This is a genomic window from Fundidesulfovibrio putealis DSM 16056, from assembly GCF_000429325.1.
Taxonomy (GTDB): domain Bacteria; phylum Desulfobacterota; class Desulfovibrionia; order Desulfovibrionales; family Desulfovibrionaceae; genus Fundidesulfovibrio; species Fundidesulfovibrio putealis.
The window spans coordinates 1-17924 of sequence record NZ_AUBQ01000024.1 but is presented as its reverse complement, the minus strand read 5'-3'; the positions used below and the strand labels follow the sequence as shown (position 1 = coordinate 17924).

Here is a 17924-nt window from a genome sequence, read left to right as displayed (position 1 = left end):
ACCTTCAACGTCGAGCTCATCGCCCCCATCGCCATGGAGACCGGTCTGCGCTTCGCCATCCGCGAAGGCGGCCGCACCGTCGGCGCCGGTGTCGTGACCGAGATCATGGAGTAACATCACAATGCGCCTCAACATCATCTTGCAGTGCACCGAGTGCAAGCGCAAGAATTACGCGACCGAGAAGAACAAGAAAAATACGACCGGCCGCCTTGAAGTGAAGAAGTACTGCCCCTGGGATAAGAGGCATACGGTTCACCGCGAAGCGAAATAGGTTGTAACGCAGGGCAGTAGCTCCAACGGTAGAGCATCGGACTCCAAATCCGAGGGCTGGGGGTTCGAATCCCTCCTGCCCTGCCATATTTCTGGTAGGAACACATGTCCACGAAGAAGGTAAAATCCGGCGAAGCGGCGGAGGTTGAAAACTCCGCCGCGTCGTCGGTCAAGGGCAAGGTCGAAGAATTCAAAGAGTTCCTCGAGCTGTCCAAGGTTGAAATCAAGAAGGTCACCTGGCCGACCCGCAAGGAAACAATGGTGACTTCGGTTGCCGTGCTGATCCTGGTGGTCGTCATGACCATCTTCCTCGGCGTAGTGGACCTGGGTCTTTCCAAACTCATCCAGTTCGTGTTGTCATGACCGAGAAAACTATCGACATCCCTCTCCCGGACGGTCCGGCCAAAGCCAGATGGTTCATCGTCCATACCTACTCGGGTTTCGAGAACAGGGTGGAGCAGACCATACGCGAGATGATGCGTACCGGTCAGGACGAAGGGGCGATCGAAGAGGTCGTGGTACCCACCGAAAAGGTGATCGAACTGGTCAAGGGCGAGAAAAGAACCTCAACCAGAAAGTTTTATCCGGGCTACGTGATGATCAAGATGGTCATGCACGACAAATCCTGGCACCTGGTGCAGGAAATACCCCGGGTTACCGGGTTCGTTGGCGGAAAGAACCGCCCGACCCCAATGCGCGATTCCGAAGCCGAGCGCGTGCTCTCCCTGATGGAAAGCCGCCAGGAACAGCCCCGTCCCAAGTTCAATTTCGACCGAGGGGACGAGGTTCGGGTCATAGACGGCCCGTTCGGCGGGTTCAACGCCCAGGTCGAGGACGTGAACTACGACAAGGGTAAGCTCAAGGTCTCCGTGTCCATCTTCGGCCGCCAGACCCCCGTCGAGCTCGACTTCGTACAGGTGACCAAAAACTAGGCGGACCCCCGGTCCGGTGACCGCTTAAAGGACGACACTACCATGGCTAAGAAGGAAGTCGCGAAAATCAAGCTGCAACTCCCGGCAGGCAAGGCTAACCCCTCGCCCCCGGTCGGCCCCGCACTGGGCCAGCACGGCGTCAACATCATGGAGTTCTGCAAGGCCTACAACGCCAAGACGCAGGACCAGATCGGCATGACCATCCCCGTGGTCATCACCGTTTACGCCGACCGCTCCTTCAGCTTCATCACCAAGACCCCGCCCGCCTCCGTGCTGCTGGTCAAAGCCGCCAAGGTCGAGAAGGGCTCCGGTGAGCCCAACAAGAACAAGGTCGGCAAGGTGACGCGCGCCCAGATCGAAGAAATCGCCAAGCTCAAGATGCAGGATATGACCGCCAAGGACCTCGACGCCGCCATGAAGACCATCATGGGTACGGCCCGCAGCATGGGTCTGGACGTGGTGAGCTAAAGGAACTATCGCCATGCCCAAACACGGAAAGAAATTTCGCAGCGCTGTTGAAGGTGTCGACCAGACCGTCAAGTTCGATCTGGAAGAAGCCGTGACCATGGCCATCAAGGCCGGTCCCGCCAAGTTCGACGAAACCGTCGATGTGGCCCTGTGCCTTGGCGTCGACCCCAAGTACTCCGACCAGATGGTGCGCGGCGCCGTCTCCCTGCCCCACGGCCTGGGCAAGACCGTCCGCGTGGCCGTTTTCTGCAAGGGCGACAAGGTCGCCGAGGCCAAGGCCGCCGGAGCCGACATCGTCGGCGCCGAGGACCTGGTCGAACAGATCCAGGGCGGCATGCTGGACTTCGACAAGGCCGTCGCCACCCCGGACATGATGGCTCTGGTCGGCAAGATCGGCCGCGTGCTGGGACCCCGTGGTCTTATGCCCAACGCCAAGACCGGCACCGTCACCATGAACGTGACCGAAGCCGTCACCGAGCTGAAGGCCGGACGCGTGGAGTTCAAGGTCGACAAGGCGGGCGTGCTGCATGCCCCCCTCGGCAAGAAGAGCTTCGGCCCCGAGAAGATCCTCGAGAACTTCAAGGTTCTTCTGGATACCGTGATCCGCATGAAGCCCAGTGCCGCCAAGGGCACCTACATGAAAGCCATGGCGGTTTCCACCACCATGGGCCCCGGCTTCAAGATCGATCCCGGCACCGTCAAGAAGTTCCTGGAAGGCTAAACGATTCAGTTCGTATTTTCGGAAGCAGGTCAAAGAAAGCGGGTGGGGTCGTACCCCTTAATTTCCCGCCGAGACAGGTCGCTTTGGCTTGCTTCCACCCTATAACCCTGGAGGAGGCAGACCTTGCAGACTCGCGAACAGAAAGCCGAGATCATTGAGAAGCTCAAGGATCGGGCCGGACGTGCGAGCATTGCCGTGGTCACCGATTTCAAGGGCTTGACGGTGGAAGAAGTGACTAACCTGAGAGTCAAACTCCGAGAGCAAGGAGTTGATTATCAGGTTGTCAAGAACACCCTGGCCCGGATCGCGTTGACAGACGGCCCGCACGACACAATCAAGGACCGCTTTAAGGAACAATGCGCAGTCGCTTTCGGGTACGAAGACCCCGTGGCTGCCGCCAAAGCCCTGGTTGACTACGCCAAGGTAAACAAGAAGTTCGTCATCCGCTTTGCCTGCCTCGGCGGCAAGGTGATCGACGAAGCCGGAGTCAAGGCTCTGTCCACGCTGCCCAGCAAGCCTCAGCTGCTGGCCCAGGTGCTCGGAACCATGAACGCCGTGCCCACCAACTTCGTGTCCGTCCTGGCAAACGTCATGCGTGGCGTGCTCAACGTGCTGACGGCCCTGAAAGACAAAAAAGAAGCCGCTTAAGCCAAAGCGTACTGAAGGAGAAGACTACATGTCCGAGATCACCAAAGAGCAGGTTGTCGATTTCATTTCCAATATGACCGTCCTCGAGCTTTCCCAGTTCATCAAGGAGCTGGAAGAGAAGTTCGGCGTTTCCGCTGCCGCCCCCATGGCCGCCATGCCCATGATGGCCATGCCTGGCGAAGCCGCCGCCGAAGTCGAAGAGAAGACCGAGTTCGACGTCATCCTGACCGGTTCCGGCAGCAACAAGATCAACGTCATCAAAGTGGTGCGCGCCCTCACCGGCCTCGGCCTCAAGGAAGCCAAGGACAAGGTTGACACCCTGCCTTCCGCCATCAAGGAAGCCGTGTCCAAGTCCGACGCTGAAGATGCCAAGAAGCAGCTCGAGGAAGCCGGAGCCACTTGCGAAGTTAAGTAATTTGTCGCATAGTGCCTAAACAACACTGAAAGAGCGCACCCCCCGAGTAGGGGGGAGTGCGCTCTTTCGCGCTTTCATTTGCAATCCCGTAAATCTCCAATGATTTGAACGGGTTGACATATAGGGCGATGAGGCCCAGGCCAGCCCGGCGATAAGCCCGGGAAACCAATGTGAAGGCCGCCTGCTACCCCGGCGGATCAACACCACTTCTCTTCGAGGGAACAATGGCCCAGCTGATCAAGAGTTTCGGCAAGGTCGACGACTCCGTCACCATACCCCACCTTCTTAACCTGCAGGTCGATTCCTACGAGTTGTTCCTGCAGCGTGACGTTCCCCCCGCGTCCCGCGCCGACGCCGGACTCGAGGGCGTTTTCCGTTCCGTCTTCCCCATTGAGGATTTCAACAAGACCGCCAGCCTCGAGTACGTCAACTACGAGATCGGCGAACCCAAATACGATGTGCCCGAGTGCATCTCCAAAGGCCTGACGCTTGAAGCACCGCTTCGCATCAAGGTCCGTCTCGTCGTGTACGACGTGGACGAGGAGACCGAGAACCGCACCATCCGCGACATCAAGGAGCAGGTGATCTATTTCGGCACCGTTCCCCTGATGACCGAGAAGGGCACCTTCGTCATCAACGGCACCGAGCGGGTTATCGTCAACCAGCTCCAGCGTTCCCCCGGCATCATCTTCGAGCATGATTCCGGCAAGACCCACACCTCGCGCAAGGTGCTCTATTCCTGCCGCATCATCCCCATGCGCGGGTCCTGGCTCGACTTCGACTACGACCACAAGGACATCCTGTATGTGCGCATCGACCGCCGCCGGAAGATGCCCGCCACCATCCTCATGAAGGCCATGGGGATGTCCAAGACCGATATTCTGACCTACTTCTACGACATCGAGACCTACTATCTCGAGGGATCGAAGGTTTTCCGCGAGGTCAAGCCGCAGTACTACCGCAAGGAAAAGGCTTGGGGCGACGTCGTCGATGCTGACGGCAAGGTCATCGTGGCCCTGGACAAGGACATCACCAAGCGCGCCTGGCGCCTGATGCTTGAAGCAGGCATCGACCGCATCGAGGTGAACCCCGCCTCCATGCTCGGCCTGTTCGTGTCCCAGGAGTACGTGGACAAGGAGACCGGAGAGGTCATCGCCGAGCCCGGCGACGAGATGACGGAAGCCCTGATCGAGCGCCTGCGCGATCTGGGCGTCTCCAGCATCCCGACCCTGTTCACTAGGGGCATGGACGTGTCCAGCTCGCTGCGCGACACCCTGATGCTGGACAAGACTCCGGACCAGAGCACCGCCCAGGTGGAGATCTATCGCCGCCTGCGCCCCAGCTCCCCTCCGACTCCGGAGATCGCGGCCAACTTCTTCGAGAACCTGTTCCGCAATTCGGACTACTACGACCTCTCGCCCGTCGGTCGCTACAAGCTGAACTCGCGCCTTCGCGTGAGCGAGCCGCTTGATTTCAGGACCCTGTCCAACGACGACATCCTGAAGGCCATCAAACACCTGATGTTCCTGAAGGATTCGCATGGTCCCGCCGACGACATCGACCACCTCGGCAACCGCCGCGTGCGTCCCGTGGGCGAGCTGGTCGAGAACCAGTACCGCATCGGCCTCGTGCGCATGGAGCGCGCCATCAAGGAGCGCATGAGCCTCCAGGAAGTGGCCACGCTCATGCCCCACGACCTGATCAACCCCAAGCCGGTTGCGGCGGTCCTCAAGGAGTTCTTCGGAACCTCCCAGCTCTCGCAGTTCATGGACCAGACCAACCCGCTTTCCGAGGTCACCCACAAGCGCCGTCTTTCCGCGCTGGGACCCGGCGGCCTGACCCGCGAGCGCGCAGGCTTCGAAGTCCGCGACGTGCACACCTCGCACTACGGACGCATCTGCCCCATCGAAACGCCTGAAGGTCCGAACATCGGCCTTATCGTCTCGCTGACCACGTATTCCAAGGTCAACGACTTCGGCTTCATCGAGACCCCGTACCGCGTGGTCAAGGAAGGCCATGTCACGGACGAAGTCGTGTACATGGACGCCACCCGCGAGATCGACGAGATCGTGGCGGCGGCCAGTACCCCGCTCAGCGCCAACAACGACTTCATCACGCCGTTCATTTCCGGACGCGTGCGCGGCGACCTGACCTCGGTTCCCATCGAGCAGGTCACCCTGATGGACATCTCGCCCAGCCAGATCGTGTCGGTGTCTGCGGCGCTCATTCCCTTCCTGGAGCACGACGACGCCAACCGCGCGCTCATGGGATCGAACATGATGCGCCAGGCCGTGCCCCTCATCCGCTGCGACCAGCCCCTGGTCGGCACCGGCATGGAAGGCGCGGTGGCCAAGGACTCCGGGTCGTGCATCATCGCCGAGCAGAACGGCGTGGTCCACTACGCCGACGCCGAGCGCATCATCGTGCGCTACGAGAACGGCACGTCGCCTGAGACCGGCGGGGTCAAGGCCTATGAGATGCTCAAGTTCCACAAGTCCAACCAGAGCACCTGTTTCGGGCAGCAGCCCCGCGTGCTGGTCGGGCAGAAGATAAAGAAGGGCGACGTCCTGGCGGACGGCCCCGGCATCCGCGACGGCGAACTTGCCCTGGGCAAGAACCTGCTGGTCGCCTTCATGCCCTGGTGCGGCTACAACTTCGAGGACTCCATCCTCATCTCCGAGCGCGTGGTGAAGGAAGACGTCTTCACCTCCATGCACATCGAGGAGTTCGAGGTCGTCGCTCGTGACACCAAGCTGGGTCCTGAAGAGATCACGCGGGACATCCCCAACGTCGGCGAGGAGATGCTGAAAAACCTCGACGACTGCGGCATCATCCGCATCGGCGCCAAGGTAAAGCCTGAAGACATCCTGGTGGGCAAGATCACTCCCAAGGGCGAGACGCAGCTCACGCCTGAGGAGAAGCTCCTGCGCGCCATCTTCGGCGACAAGGCCCGCGACGTGAAGAACACCTCCCTGAAGGTTCCGCCCGGAATCGAGGGCACGGTCATCGACGTGCGCGTGTTCAACCGCCGCTCCGGCGACAAGGACGACCGCACCAAGCAGATCGAGGACGCCGAGCTGCACAAGATCGACGTCAAGGAGTCCCAGCACATCTCTGGCATCACCAGCCAGGCGCGCGGCAAGATCTGGGAGCTTGTCCAGGGCAAGACCATCGGTCAGACCCTCATGGGCAAGAAGAAGGGCGAGGTTCTGGTCGAGGCCGGACACGCCATCAAGCCCGAGATCTTCGAGACCCTGCCGGTCAAGAAGCTGGCCAACCTGTTCACTTCCCGCGAGCTGAACGACGGAGTCTCGGACATCCTGGCCTCCTACGACAGCCAGGTGCAGTTCGTGAAGGACCTCTACGAGTCCAAGCGCGGCAAGGCTGTCGAGGGCGACGATCTGCCCCCGGGCGTGATCAAGATGGTCAAGGTGTACGTGGCCGTGAAGCGCAAGCTTCAGGTGGGCGACAAGATGGCCGGACGCCACGGCAACAAGGGCGTCGTGTCCTGCATCCTGCCCGCCGAGGACATGCCGTTCTTCACCGACGGCACCCCCATGGACATCGTGCTGAACCCCCTGGGCGTGCCTTCGCGAATGAACATCGGCCAGATCATGGAGACCCACCTTGGGTGGGCCGCCAAGGAACTCGGCAACCAGCTGGTCCTCAAGGTCAACGAAGAGATCAACGCCCTGCGCGCCACCGTCAAGGCCATCTACGAATGCGATTGCACCACCAAGCTGGTGGACGAGATGGACGACGAGGAGCTCATCAAGGCGGTCAAGAAGCAGCACGGCGGCATCATCTGCAAGACGCCCGTGTTCGACGGAGCCAGCGAAGAGGAAATCTGGAGCTTGCTGCGCAAGGCCGGACTCCCCGACGACGGCAAGGCCGTGCTCTATGACGGTCGCACCGGCGAGCGTTTCCACCGTCCGGTCACGGTCGGCGTGATGTATATGCTGAAGCTGCACCACCTGGTCGACGAGAAGATCCACGCCCGTTCCACGGGCCCATACTCGCTGGTCACGCAGCAGCCCCTGGGCGGCAAGGCCCAGTTCGGCGGACAGCGTCTGGGCGAGATGGAAGTCTGGGCCTTGGAAGCCTACGGCGCTTCGTACCTCCTGCAGGAGTTCCTCACCGTCAAATCCGACGACGTGGGCGGACGCGTGAAGATGTACGAGAAGATCGTCAAGGGCGACAACTTCCTGGAAGCCGGGCTGCCCGAGTCCTTCAACGTTCTGGTCAAGGAGCTCATGAGCCTTGGTCTGGATGTGGACCTCTTGCAGGAAGAGAAGAAGGTCAAGCCCGCCCGCCGCTAAGGCGGACGGCCTGAATGAAGAAAGGTCCGGGCCGGACCAGAGTCCGGCCCGGTAACGATAGATTACGAGATTGACGGGACAACCCGACAACCACACGAGGGTAACCATGTCCTTGGACGACCTGTTCAGCCTGAGGGGCACTGCGGCCACGCAGATTTCCAGCCGTACTCTCAAGGCCATCAAAATCTCCATCGCTTCGCCCGAGAAGATCCGGGAATGGAGCTTTGGCGAAGTCAAGAAGCCCGAGACCATCAACTACCGCACCTTCAAACCGGAGCGGGACGGCCTCTTTTGCGCCAAGATATTCGGACCTGTTAAGGACTACGAGTGCAACTGCGGCAAGTACAAGCGCATGAAGCACCGTGGCATCGTGTGCGAGAAGTGCGGCGTGGAGGTCATCGCCTCCAAGGTCCGCCGCGAGCGCATGGGCCACATCGAACTGGCCGCTCCCGTGGCCCACATCTGGTTTCTGAAGACCCTGCCTTCCAAGATCGGCACCCTGCTCGACATGACCATGGTGGATCTTGAGAAGGTTCTGTACTTCGATTCCTACGTGGTCATGGACCCCAAGGAGACCAACCTGACCCGCCTTCAGGTCATCTCCGAGGACCAGTACCTGCAGATCATCGACCATTATGGCGAAGACGCCGTCACTGTGGGCATGGGCGCGGAAGTCGTTCGCGGCTTCCTGGAAGAGATCGACATGCTCAAGCTGCGCACCGAACTGCGTGAGGAATCCCTCACCACCCGGTCGCAGACCAAGAAAAAGAAGATCATCAAGCGCTTGAAGATCGTCGAGGCGTTCCTGGAGAGCGGCAACAAGCCCGAGTGGATGGTCATGGAAGTCGTGCCCGTCATCCCGCCCGAGCTTCGCCCCCTGGTTCCCCTGGACGGCGGACGCTTCGCCACCTCGGACCTGAACGACCTGTACCGCCGCGTCATCAACCGCAACAACCGCCTCAAGCGGCTGTTGGAGCTGGGCGCGCCGGACATCATCATCCGCAACGAGAAGCGCATGCTTCAGGAAGCGGTTGACGCCCTGTTCGACAACGGTCGTCGCGGTCGCGCCATCACCGGCACCAACGGTCGCCCCCTGAAGTCCCTCTCGGACATGATCAAGGGCAAGCAGGGCCGTTTCCGCCAGAACCTTCTGGGCAAGCGCGTCGACTACTCGGGCCGTTCGGTCATCGTGGTCGGTCCCAAGCTGAAGCTCCACCAGTGCGGCCTTCCCAAGAAGATGGCCCTGGAACTCTTCAAGCCCTTCATCTACGCGAAGCTTGAGGAGAGGGGACTGGCCACCACCATCAAGACCGCCAAGAAGATGGTGGAGCGCGAAGAGCTGGTGGTGTGGGACATCCTCGAAGATGTGGTGCGCGAGTACCCCATCATGCTGAACCGCGCCCCCACGCTGCACCGCCTGGGCATCCAGTCCTTCGAGCCGCAGCTCGTTGAAGGCAAGGCCATCCAGCTTCACCCGCTGGTCTGCGCCGCCTACAACGCGGACTTCGACGGCGACCAGATGGCCGTGCACGTTCCCTTGTCGCTGGAGGCGCAGATCGAATGCCGCGTGCTCATGATGAGCACCAACAACATTCTGTCCCCGGCCAACGGCAACCCCATCATCGTCCCCTCGCAGGACATCGTGCTCGGGCTCTACTACCTGACCGTGGAGCGCTCCTTCCAGATGGGCGAGGGCAAGGTTTTCGCCAACCCCATGGAGTGCATCACCGCTCACCACGCCGGAATCGTGCACCTGCACGCCCGCGTGAAGGTGCGCATGAACGGCCAGCTGGTGCTCACCAGCCCCGGCCGCATCATGGTCGGCGAGCTTCTGCCTGAGAACGTGCCCTTCGAACTGGTGAACTGCGTGCTCAACAAGAAGTCCATCGGACGCCTTGTGAGCGAGGTCTACCGTATGGCCGGAACCAAGGCCACGGTCCTCCTGTGCGACCACCTGAAGGACCTTGGCTTCGAATACGCCACCCGCGCCGGCGTCTCCATCGCCGTGCAGGACCTGACCATTCCCCGCCGCAAGGCCGAGATCCTGACCAAGTCCACCAACGAAGTGGACGAGATCGAGCAGCAGTACGCCGAAGGCATCATCACCCGCACGGAGAAGTACAACAAGGTCGTCGACGTGTGGACCAAAGCCACCAACGACGTGGCCTCCGAGATGATGCGCGACATCTCCACCGATCTCATGGTGGACCCCGTGACCGGCAAGGAGGAGCGCAACACCTCCTTCAACGCCATCTTCATGATGACGCACTCCGGTTCCCGAGGCAACCCGGACCAGATGCGCCAGCTCGCGGGCATGCGCGGCCTGATGGCCAAGCCTTCCGGCGAAATCATCGAGACGCCCATCACCTCGAACTTCCGCGAGGGCCTCTCGGTGGCGCAGTACTTCATCTCGACGCACGGCGCTCGTAAGGGCCTGGCCGACACGGCGCTCAAGACCGCCAACTCCGGCTACCTTACCCGCCGTCTGGTCGACGTGGTGCAGGACGTCATCATCACCGAGATCGACTGCGGCACGGTTGACGGCCTGGAGATCAAGCACTTCGAGAAGTCGGGCGAGATCAAGCAGCGCCTGGCCGAGCGCGCCCTTGGCCGCGTGACCATGTTCGACGTGTTCGATCCCGACACCTATGAGGTGCTCATCCCGGCCAACACCATCGTGGATGAGTTCTGGGCCCAGAAGATCGAGGACCTCGGCCTGCCCAACCTGACCATCCGCTCCACGCTGACCTGTCAGTCCGGGCATGGCGTCTGCGCCATGTGTTACGGGCGCGACCTGGCGCGCGGGCATCTGGTCAACGTGGGCGAGACCGTGGGCATCATCGCCGCCCAGTCCATCGGCGAGCCCGGCACGCAGCTGACCATGCGCACGTTCCACATCGGCGGCACCGCAGCGCGCGAAATCGAAAAATCCTCGATTCCCGCGCAGCACGTCGGCACCGTGGTGCTGCATCGCATCAAGCTGGTCAGGAACCAGGAGGGCATCGCCATTGTCCTGGGCAAGTCCGGTCAGGTGTCCATCGTGGACGAGCAGGGACGCGAGCGTGAGAAGTACTCGCTGCCTTCCGGCGCGCGCCTGAACGTCACCGACGGCCAGACGGTCAAGAAGGATCACATTCTCGCCGAATGGGACCCCTTCAACGAGCCCTTCGTCACCGACGTCGAGGGCGTGGTCAAGTTCACCGACATCATCGAAGGCAAGACCTATCAGGAAAAGGTGGACGACACGACCAAGCGCGCCACCCAGACCATCATCGAATACCGCACCACGCCGTATCGCCCGACCATCACCGTGGTGGGACCCGACGGGCAGGCCAAGATCCGCCCCGGCACCAACAGCGCTGCGGTGTTCCAGATGCCCGTGGGCGCCATCATCATGATCCGCGACGGCGAGAACGTGCAGGCCGGCGACGTGATCGCACGCAAGCCCCGCGAATCCTCGAAGACCAAGGACATCGTGGGTGGTCTCCCCCGCGTGGCCGAGCTCTTCGAGGTGCGCAAGCCCAAGGACCTCGCGGTCGTCTCCGAAATCGACGGCATCGTGGCCTTCGGTTCGGAAACCAAGGGCAAGCGCAAGGTCATCGTCACTCCGGAGACGGGCGACGCCAAGGAATACCTGGTGCCGCGCGGCAAGCACATCACTGCGCAGGAAGGCGACTACGTGGAGGCGGGCGAGTCCCTCACCGAGGGCAACCCCGAGCTGCACGACATCCTGAAGATCAAGGGCGAGAAGACCCTTGCGCGCTACCTGGTGGAAGAAATCCAGGACGTGTACCGCTTCCAGGGCGTGGCCATCAACGATAAGCACATCGAGATCATCGTCCGCCAGATGCTTCGGAAGGTCTCCGTCATCGACTCCGGAGAGACCAACTTCCTCATCGGGGAGCAGGTGGACAAGGCCAAGTTCATGGAAGAGAACGCCCGCGCCACCAGGGAGGGCCTCAAGCCCGCCGTGGCCGAGCCGCTGGTCCTTGGCATCACTCAGGCCAGCTTGACCACGGACTCCTTCATCTCGGCGGCCTCCTTCCAGGAGACCACCAAGGTGCTCACCGAGGCCTCCCTCATGGGTAAGGAAGACCAGCTGCGCGGTCTCAAGGAGAACGTCATCGTGGGCCGCCTCATCCCGGCCGGTACCGGCTATCGCCGCTACATGGAAGCCGAGATCGAAGTGCCCGACCAGCCCGAACGTCCCGACAAGTTCCTGGACGAGATGGAAGAGAGCTCCCTGCTGCTCGACTAGTAGGCTGGCGCAACAGACAAACGAAAAAGGGCGGCCCCGTGAGGGGTCGCCCTTTTATTGTGCCTGTGCAGGGGAGGGCAGCAGTCACTGAACAGGGACGACGATGCGGAATTGCGCTCCATGTTCTCCACTGTAATACAACGTTCCCTTTAACTGCTGGATCAGAGAGCTCACCAGCCGCATTCCCAAGGTCGACTCACTTTCAAAATCATAGGATTCTGGCAACCCTGGCCCGTTATCGCTTACGATGAGCTCAGCAAGTCTTGATTCAATACGGTGAAAGGTTATGCTTAAATGGTTGTCTTCCGGGTTTTTGAAGGCGTGCTTGAAAGCGTTCATTGTCAGCTCGTTCACGATAAGTCCAAATGGGATGGCCCTGTCGATGTTCATCATTATGTTTTGAATCTTGATGTCCATTGAACCTGTAAAGCCGTCTCTTCCAAAAGCGATAGAAATTTTATTGATTAGATTCGGTATGTACTCAGCCGTGTCAACAAAACCGACGCTGTTAGACTTGTATAGATGTTCATGGACTAAGGCGATTGTTCGTATGCGTTCGCAAGTCTGTAAAAGTGTGTTGCTGGCTTTATCGTCCGTGCACGTGTAGTTTTGAAGGCTTATAAGACTCATTATTATTTGAAGATTGTTTTTTACACGGTGATGGATTTCTTTCAGCATGACTTCTTTCTCTGATAGTGCATGCAAAAGTTGCGATTCAATGTTTTTGTAGTCAGTGACGTCGATGTCAACCCCAAGAATTCCGATTATATTGTTGTTGTCTACTATGGGGCCAATGTAGCTTTCAAATAGTCTGTATTCTCCATTCGGAAGATAGAGCCTGTGCTGTGTTGTAGTTGATTTTCCAAACAGGGCTTTAGCTCTGTATTGCGTCCAGTTTTGCAAAGTTGTGGCTTGATCCGTGTCCTGATTGATTGGGTGGTCAAGAATTTCTTCAGTAATACTTTTGCACGTCGGGCTTTGATAGATGACGGTTCCGTTAATGTCGTGCGCACATACCTTGACCGGAAGGTTTTTCAGCACTGATCCCAGGAGGATATCACGTTGCGAAAGTGCGGCATCTGCGCGCGCGGCTGCCGATATGGAACGGTTGGAACTGTACGCGAGAAGGACGATAAGGGCGGCCCCGGATAGTGTCAGCAGCCCCAGGACGACTGATTTGCTGGCCCATCCGGTGAGCACCGCGTCCGTTGAATCTGAGAGGGCAAGTATGAGGCTGTCAGGTGCGTTCATTTGCCGTAAGGTGACGAAACGTTCCTCACCATCGAGGGTGGCTTTGACACGGTAGTGCGCTACGTGTTCGCCCGAAGCGAGAAATCCTTCAGTGATCGGGAAACCCTTCAGCGATTTTCCGGTGGAGTTGGAATCTTCAGGAATTCTCGATCGGATTATGTAATCCTTGCCAAACAGAACGACGGAACCATTGGGGCCGGGAAGCGCGGCAAGAAGCGTGTTCGTAACGAATTCAGGGCGGATGGCTATGCCGATAACAGCGCGCAGAGAGTCGTCTGGCCCACGAAGAGCGCGCGAAATCACCATGACGCGCTTCTTGGTGGCGGTGTCGAAGGGTTCGGAAATATACAGACGACTGCCTGAATTTTGGGCGTGGTGATCGTAATAGGAACGGGTGTCGACATTTACCCCTAGGGCGTTGGGGTCTGTTGCAGAAATGATGACGCCGCTCTTGTCGACGATGACAATAGATATGGCGTCAGGGATGAGGGGGAGCAGGAAACGAATTCTTTGAAGGATGGCTGGGCTGTCCAGGGGGGAGGCGTCGCACTCGTCCGCAATCTGTCCCAGAAAACGCTCGACGATGGTGAAACTCGACGCGAGGTTGGATTCTGCGACTCTGGCCAGGGCGTCTCGCTTGGTTTGCGCTTCACGCAAAGTGGTCAGGTAGTCGCTCCAGGCGCTCCAGAGCGTCAGACTGCACAGGATCGCAACGGCCCCAAAGCAGATGAGCCAGGAACTTCGTCCCGCAAGGTTTGAGATTCTCGATGTCACAGCCGCTCCCTTTCCTGTTGGTGTTCGGGTGGCCGAGCACGGAGACGTATCGGCTGCGGCAAAAATCAGATGATTTATTGGGTATGGGCCATGCTGAAAATTTGCAAGGGTAATCTTGCTGGTGATTTTGGTGCATGCAAATTCCGGATTTTTCTGCTATTAACAACTGGAAGGGCTCTCGGGCGAAACTAATCCCAGAAAAGGCTTGCCAAGCTCTGCGCACGTTGCTATCAAGTACCGCTTTCAGCGAGTCGCACGGTTTTACGCGACCCGTGACCGAACGGGAGGGCAGGTCTCTCTGCGCGGTCCAGTGTCGTCGCTTTCTCCCCGGAGCTTCTTGACAGGTCCGGTTTTTTTGTCTACTGCCGTGCGCCTTTGCCAATTTTCAACGAGATATGGAGCGAATCATGCCCACGATAAACCAGCTCATCAACAAAGAGCGGGCAAAGCAGACCAAGCGCAAGAAGACCCCGGCTCTGCAAGCCTGCCCGCAGCGCCGCGGCGTGTGCACCCGCGTGTACACCACCACCCCCAAAAAGCCCAACTCGGCCTTGCGCAAGGTCGCGCGCGTGCGCCTGACCAACGGCATCGAGGTCACCAGCTACATCCCCGGCGAAGGCCACAACCTTCAGGAGCACTCCGTGGTCATGATCCGCGGCGGCCGCGTCAAGGACCTTCCCGGCGTGCGCTACCACATCATCCGTGGCACTCTGGATACCGCTGGCGTCTCAGACCGCCGTCAGAGCCGCTCCAAGTACGGCGCCAAGCGCCCCAAATAAGTTGAGGTATTGAAGCATGCCCCGCAAAGGTCCAGTTACCAAGCGCTCGATTCTGCCCGATCCCGTCTTCGGCAGCGTCCTCGTCAAGAAGTTCATCAACAGGCTCATGCTCGACGGCAAGAAGTCCACTGCCGAAGGCGTGTTCTACACTGCCTGTGACGTGCTGGCCGAAAAGACGCAGGAAGAGGCCCTCAAGGCTTTCGAGCGCGCCATTGCCAACGTGAAGCCCCATATGGAAGTCAAGCCCCGTCGTGTCGGCGGCGCCACTTACCAGGTGCCCATGGAAGTTCGTCCCGAGCGTCAGACCACCCTGGCCATTCGCTGGCTGATCAACAACGCCCGCAAGCGCGGCGAGAAGGGTATGGTCGCGAAGCTCTCCGGTGAGTTGATGGATGCCTTCAACAACCGTGGCGGCGCTGTAAAGAAACGCGAAGACACCCATCGCATGGCCGACGCCAACAAGGCCTTCGCCCATTACCGTTGGTAGGATAGAGGAAGTCAGACGTGTCCAAGATCGTCCCCACAGATCGTCAGCGCAATATCGGCATCATGGCCCATATTGACGCAGGCAAGACCACGACCACCGAGCGCATCCTCTTCTACACCGGCGTCTCGCACAAGATCGGCGAGGTTCACGACGGCAACGCCACCATGGACTGGATGGTCCAGGAGCAGGAACGCGGCATCACCATCACCTCCGCAGCCACGACGTGCTACTGGCGTGATCACCGCATCAACATCATCGACACCCCGGGCCACGTGGACTTCACCATCGAAGTCGAACGTTCCCTGCGCGTGCTTGACGGCGCTGTCGCCGTGTTTGATGCCGTGGCAGGCGTCGAGCCCCAGACGGAAACGGTCTGGCGCCAGGCCGAGCGCTACCGCGTCCCCCGTATGTGTTTCGTCAACAAGATGGACCGCGTGGGCGCAGACTTCTTCCGCTGCGTTGAAATGATGAAGGATCGCCTCGGCGCAAAGGCCGTGCCCCTGCAGATTCCCATGGGCAGCGAGGACGAATTCAAGGGCATCGTCGACCTCATCACCGGCAAGGCCTTCGTGTTCGACGACCTCTCCAAGGGCAAGGAATACAACGTTGTTGATATTCCCGCCGAGCTTCAGGATATCTACGATACCCTGCGCCTGGAAATGCTCGAGGCTGTCGCTGAAGAAGACGAAACGCTCATGGAGAAGTACCTGGGCGGCGAAGAGCTGACCCCCGAGGAGCTGCGTGCCGGCATCCGCAAGGCGGTCATCAACCTCTCGTTCGTGCCCGTGCTCTGCGGCTCCGCCTTCAAGAACAAGGGCGTGCAGCCCCTGCTCGACGCGGTTGTCGACTTCCTGCCTTCTCCCACGGACATCCCCCCCATGGTGGGTATGGACCCCGACGACGAGGAGAAGCAGATCGAGTGCCCTTGCGACGCCACCAAGCCCCTGGCTGCCCTGGCGTTCAAGCTCATGAGCGATCCGTTCATCGGCCACCTGACCTTCCTGCGCATCTACTCCGGCAAGATCGAGTCCGGCATGTTCGTGCTGAACCCGGCCACCGGAAAGAAAGAGCGCATCGGTCGTCTTCTGAAGATGCACGCCAACAAGCGTGAAGACATCAAGGAAGCCCTGGCTGGCGACATCGTTGCTGCGGTCGGCCTGAAGCTCACCTCCACCGGCGAGACCGTGTGTGAAGAGCGCATGCCCGTGGTGCTTGAGTCGCTGAACATCCCGGAGCCGGTCATCGAGGTGGCCATCGAGCCCAAGACCAAGGCTGACCGCGACCTGCTGTCGCAGTCCCTGGCCAAGCTCGCCAAGGAGGACCCCTCCTTCCGCGTCAAGACCGACGACGAGACCAACCAGACCCTGATCGCCGGCATGGGCGAGCTGCACCTGGAAATCATCGTCGACCGCCTCATGCGCGAGTTCAACGTGAACGCCAACGTGGGCGCCCCCCAGGTCGCCTACCGCGAGACCATCACGAAGAACGTCAAGCATGAGAACCGTTACGTCAAGCAGACCGGCGGTCGCGGCCAGTACGCGCACGTGGTCCTTGAAGTCGGTCCCAAGGACGACGGCGGTTATGAGTTCGTCAACTCCATCGTGGGCGGCGTCATTCCCAAGGAATACATCCCTGCGGTTGACAAGGGCATCCAGAATGCCATGAAGACCGGCGTCCTCGCAGGCTTCCCCGTGGTCGACCTGAAGGTCAACCTGACCTTCGGTTCCTTCCACGAGGTGGACTCCTCCGAGCAGGCCTTCTACATCTGCGGTTCCCAGGCCTTCAAAGAAGCCTGTCGCCAGGCCGGACCGGTGCTGCTCGAGCCCATCATGGGCGTCGAAGTGGTCACCCCCGAAGAGTACCTGGGCGACGTGATGGGCGACCTGAACGGCCGCCGCGGACGCGTCTCCAACCTTGAAGGCCGTGGCACCGCCCAGGTCATCAAGTGCGACGTTCCGCTGTCGAACATGTTCGGCTACGCCACGGACCTGCGCTCGCGCACCCAGGGCCGCGCCACCTTTACCATGCAGTTCGACCATTACGAGCAGGTTCCTGCCAGCTTGGCCGAAGAAATCATCAAGAAGAAATAGAGGGACACCATGGGTAAGGCCAAATTCGAGCGCAATAAGCCGCACGTCAACATCGGCACCATCGGTCATATCGACCACGGCAAGACCACGCTGACCGCCGCCATCACCAAGCTTTCGCACCTGCGCGGCTTCGGCGAGTACGTGGCTTTCGACCAGATCGACAAGGCTCCCGAGGAAAAAGAGCGCGGCATCACCATCGCCACCGCTCACGTGGAATACCAGACCGCGAACCGCCACTACGCGCACGTGGACTGCCCCGGCCACGCCGACTACATCAAGAACATGATCACCGGCGCTGCCCAGATGGACGGCGCTATCCTGGTGGTCGCGGCCACCGACGGCCCCATGCCCCAGACCCGTGAGCACATCCTGCTCGCCCGTCAGGTCGGCGTGCCCCACCTGGTGGTGTTCCTGAACAAGGTCGACCTGGTTGACGATCCCGAGCTGCTGGAGCTGGTCGAGCTGGAAGTCCGCGAGCTGCTGACCAAGTACGGCTACCCCGGCGACGACAT

General features: G+C 60.0%; 15 protein-coding genes and 1 tRNA gene. 15 read left to right on the top strand and 1 reads right to left on the bottom strand.

Annotated features, from left to right (window positions below; all coding sequences use genetic code 11):
• From G453_RS27415 to rpoC, 11 genes are all read left to right on the top strand, one after another.
• Positions 1 to 114 (top strand): EF-Tu C-terminal domain-related protein (locus G453_RS27415; RefSeq protein ID WP_456071262.1); only part of this gene is annotated, 114 nt, incomplete at its 5' end.
• 7 nt (positions 115 to 121) lie between these two features.
• The gene (gene rpmG / locus G453_RS0116595; protein WP_027191949.1) at positions 122 to 271 is read left to right on the top strand and encodes a 50S ribosomal protein L33; all 150 of its coding nucleotides are present in this window, start codon (positions 122 to 124) and stop codon (positions 269 to 271) included.
• A 10-nt stretch (positions 272 to 281) separates the two neighbouring features.
• Positions 282 to 357 (top strand) — tRNA-Trp (locus G453_RS0116590).
• Positions 358 to 375: 18 nt separating this feature from the next.
• Positions 376 to 633 carry a preprotein translocase subunit SecE gene (gene secE, locus G453_RS0116585; RefSeq protein WP_027191948.1) on the top strand — a complete coding sequence of 86 codons (258 nt, stop codon included), beginning with the start codon at positions 376 to 378 and terminating at the stop codon, positions 631 to 633.
• Positions 630 to 1202: a transcription termination/antitermination protein NusG gene (gene nusG / locus G453_RS0116580; protein WP_027191947.1), complete on the top strand. Its 573-nt coding sequence runs from the start codon at positions 630 to 632 to the stop codon at positions 1200 to 1202. Before secE ends, nusG begins: the two co-directional genes overlap by 4 nt.
• A 42-nt stretch (positions 1203 to 1244) precedes the next feature.
• Complete coding sequence (gene rplK / locus G453_RS0116575; protein WP_027191946.1) at positions 1245 to 1670, top strand: 50S ribosomal protein L11; 426 nt, start codon at positions 1245 to 1247, stop codon at positions 1668 to 1670.
• A 13-nt stretch (positions 1671 to 1683) separates the two neighbouring features.
• Entirely contained in the window at positions 1684 to 2391 is a 708-nt protein-coding gene (gene rplA / locus G453_RS0116570) for a 50S ribosomal protein L1 (protein WP_027191945.1), read from the top strand.
• Between the two features lie 123 nt (positions 2392 to 2514).
• Positions 2515 to 3039 (top strand): 50S ribosomal protein L10, encoded by a 525-nt coding sequence (gene rplJ, locus G453_RS0116565; protein ID WP_027191944.1) that lies wholly within the window; start codon positions 2515 to 2517, stop codon positions 3037 to 3039.
• Positions 3040 to 3067: 28 nt separating this feature from the next.
• Complete coding sequence (gene rplL / locus G453_RS0116560; protein ID WP_027191943.1) at positions 3068 to 3454, top strand: 50S ribosomal protein L7/L12; 387 nt, start codon at positions 3068 to 3070, stop codon at positions 3452 to 3454.
• Positions 3455 to 3678: 224 nt separating this feature from the next.
• Positions 3679 to 7773 carry a DNA-directed RNA polymerase subunit beta gene (gene rpoB, locus G453_RS0116555; RefSeq protein WP_027191942.1) on the top strand — a complete coding sequence of 1365 codons (4095 nt, stop codon included), beginning with the start codon at positions 3679 to 3681 and terminating at the stop codon, positions 7771 to 7773.
• 106 nt (positions 7774 to 7879) lie between these two features.
• Positions 7880 to 12031 (top strand): DNA-directed RNA polymerase subunit beta', encoded by a 4152-nt coding sequence (gene rpoC, locus G453_RS0116550; RefSeq protein ID WP_027191941.1) that lies wholly within the window; start codon positions 7880 to 7882, stop codon positions 12029 to 12031.
• An 84-nt stretch (positions 12032 to 12115) separates the two neighbouring features.
• Here rpoC and G453_RS26620 read toward each other — a convergent pair whose 3' ends face one another.
• Positions 12116 to 14056, bottom strand: coding sequence for a sensor histidine kinase (locus tag G453_RS26620; RefSeq protein ID WP_051272539.1), 1941 nt, complete (start codon positions 14054 to 14056; stop codon positions 12116 to 12118).
• Positions 14057 to 14463: 407 nt separating this feature from the next.
• On the opposite strand from G453_RS26620, the gene rpsL reads away from it, so the two are divergent.
• The 4 genes from rpsL to G453_RS0116525 form a co-directional block, all read left to right on the top strand.
• Positions 14464 to 14835: a 30S ribosomal protein S12 gene (gene rpsL / locus G453_RS0116540; protein ID WP_027191940.1), complete on the top strand. Its 372-nt coding sequence runs from the start codon at positions 14464 to 14466 to the stop codon at positions 14833 to 14835.
• 16 nt (positions 14836 to 14851) lie between these two features.
• Positions 14852 to 15322: a 30S ribosomal protein S7 gene (gene rpsG / locus G453_RS0116535; RefSeq protein ID WP_027191939.1), complete on the top strand. Its 471-nt coding sequence runs from the start codon at positions 14852 to 14854 to the stop codon at positions 15320 to 15322.
• Positions 15323 to 15339: 17 nt separating this feature from the next.
• Positions 15340 to 17412: an elongation factor G gene (fusA, locus tag G453_RS0116530; protein ID WP_027191938.1), complete on the top strand. Its 2073-nt coding sequence runs from the start codon at positions 15340 to 15342 to the stop codon at positions 17410 to 17412.
• Positions 17413 to 17421: 9 nt separating this feature from the next.
• On the top strand, positions 17422 to 17924 hold a 503-nt coding region (locus tag G453_RS0116525), incomplete at its 3' end, for a GTP-binding protein (RefSeq protein WP_027191638.1).

What these genes read in the sequence shown, in the direction of transcription:
- rpmG (WP_027191949.1), top strand. Translation starts at nt 122, where the DNA reads ATGCGCCTCAACATCATCTTGCAGTGCACCGAGTGCAAGCGCAAGAAT.
- secE (WP_027191948.1), top strand. Translation starts at nt 376, where the DNA reads ATGTCCACGAAGAAGGTAAAATCCGGCGAAGCGGCGGAGGTTGAAAAC.
- nusG (WP_027191947.1), top strand. Translation starts at nt 630, where the DNA reads ATGACCGAGAAAACTATCGACATCCCTCTCCCGGACGGTCCGGCCAAA.
- rplK (WP_027191946.1), top strand. Translation starts at nt 1,245, where the DNA reads ATGGCTAAGAAGGAAGTCGCGAAAATCAAGCTGCAACTCCCGGCAGGC.
- rplA (WP_027191945.1), top strand. Translation starts at nt 1,684, where the DNA reads ATGCCCAAACACGGAAAGAAATTTCGCAGCGCTGTTGAAGGTGTCGAC.
- rplL (WP_027191943.1), top strand. Translation starts at nt 3,068, where the DNA reads ATGTCCGAGATCACCAAAGAGCAGGTTGTCGATTTCATTTCCAATATG.
- rpoB (WP_027191942.1), top strand. Translation starts at nt 3,679, where the DNA reads ATGGCCCAGCTGATCAAGAGTTTCGGCAAGGTCGACGACTCCGTCACC.
- rpoC (WP_027191941.1), top strand. Translation starts at nt 7,880, where the DNA reads ATGTCCTTGGACGACCTGTTCAGCCTGAGGGGCACTGCGGCCACGCAG.
- rpsL (WP_027191940.1), top strand. Translation starts at nt 14,464, where the DNA reads ATGCCCACGATAAACCAGCTCATCAACAAAGAGCGGGCAAAGCAGACC.
- rpsG (WP_027191939.1), top strand. Translation starts at nt 14,852, where the DNA reads ATGCCCCGCAAAGGTCCAGTTACCAAGCGCTCGATTCTGCCCGATCCC.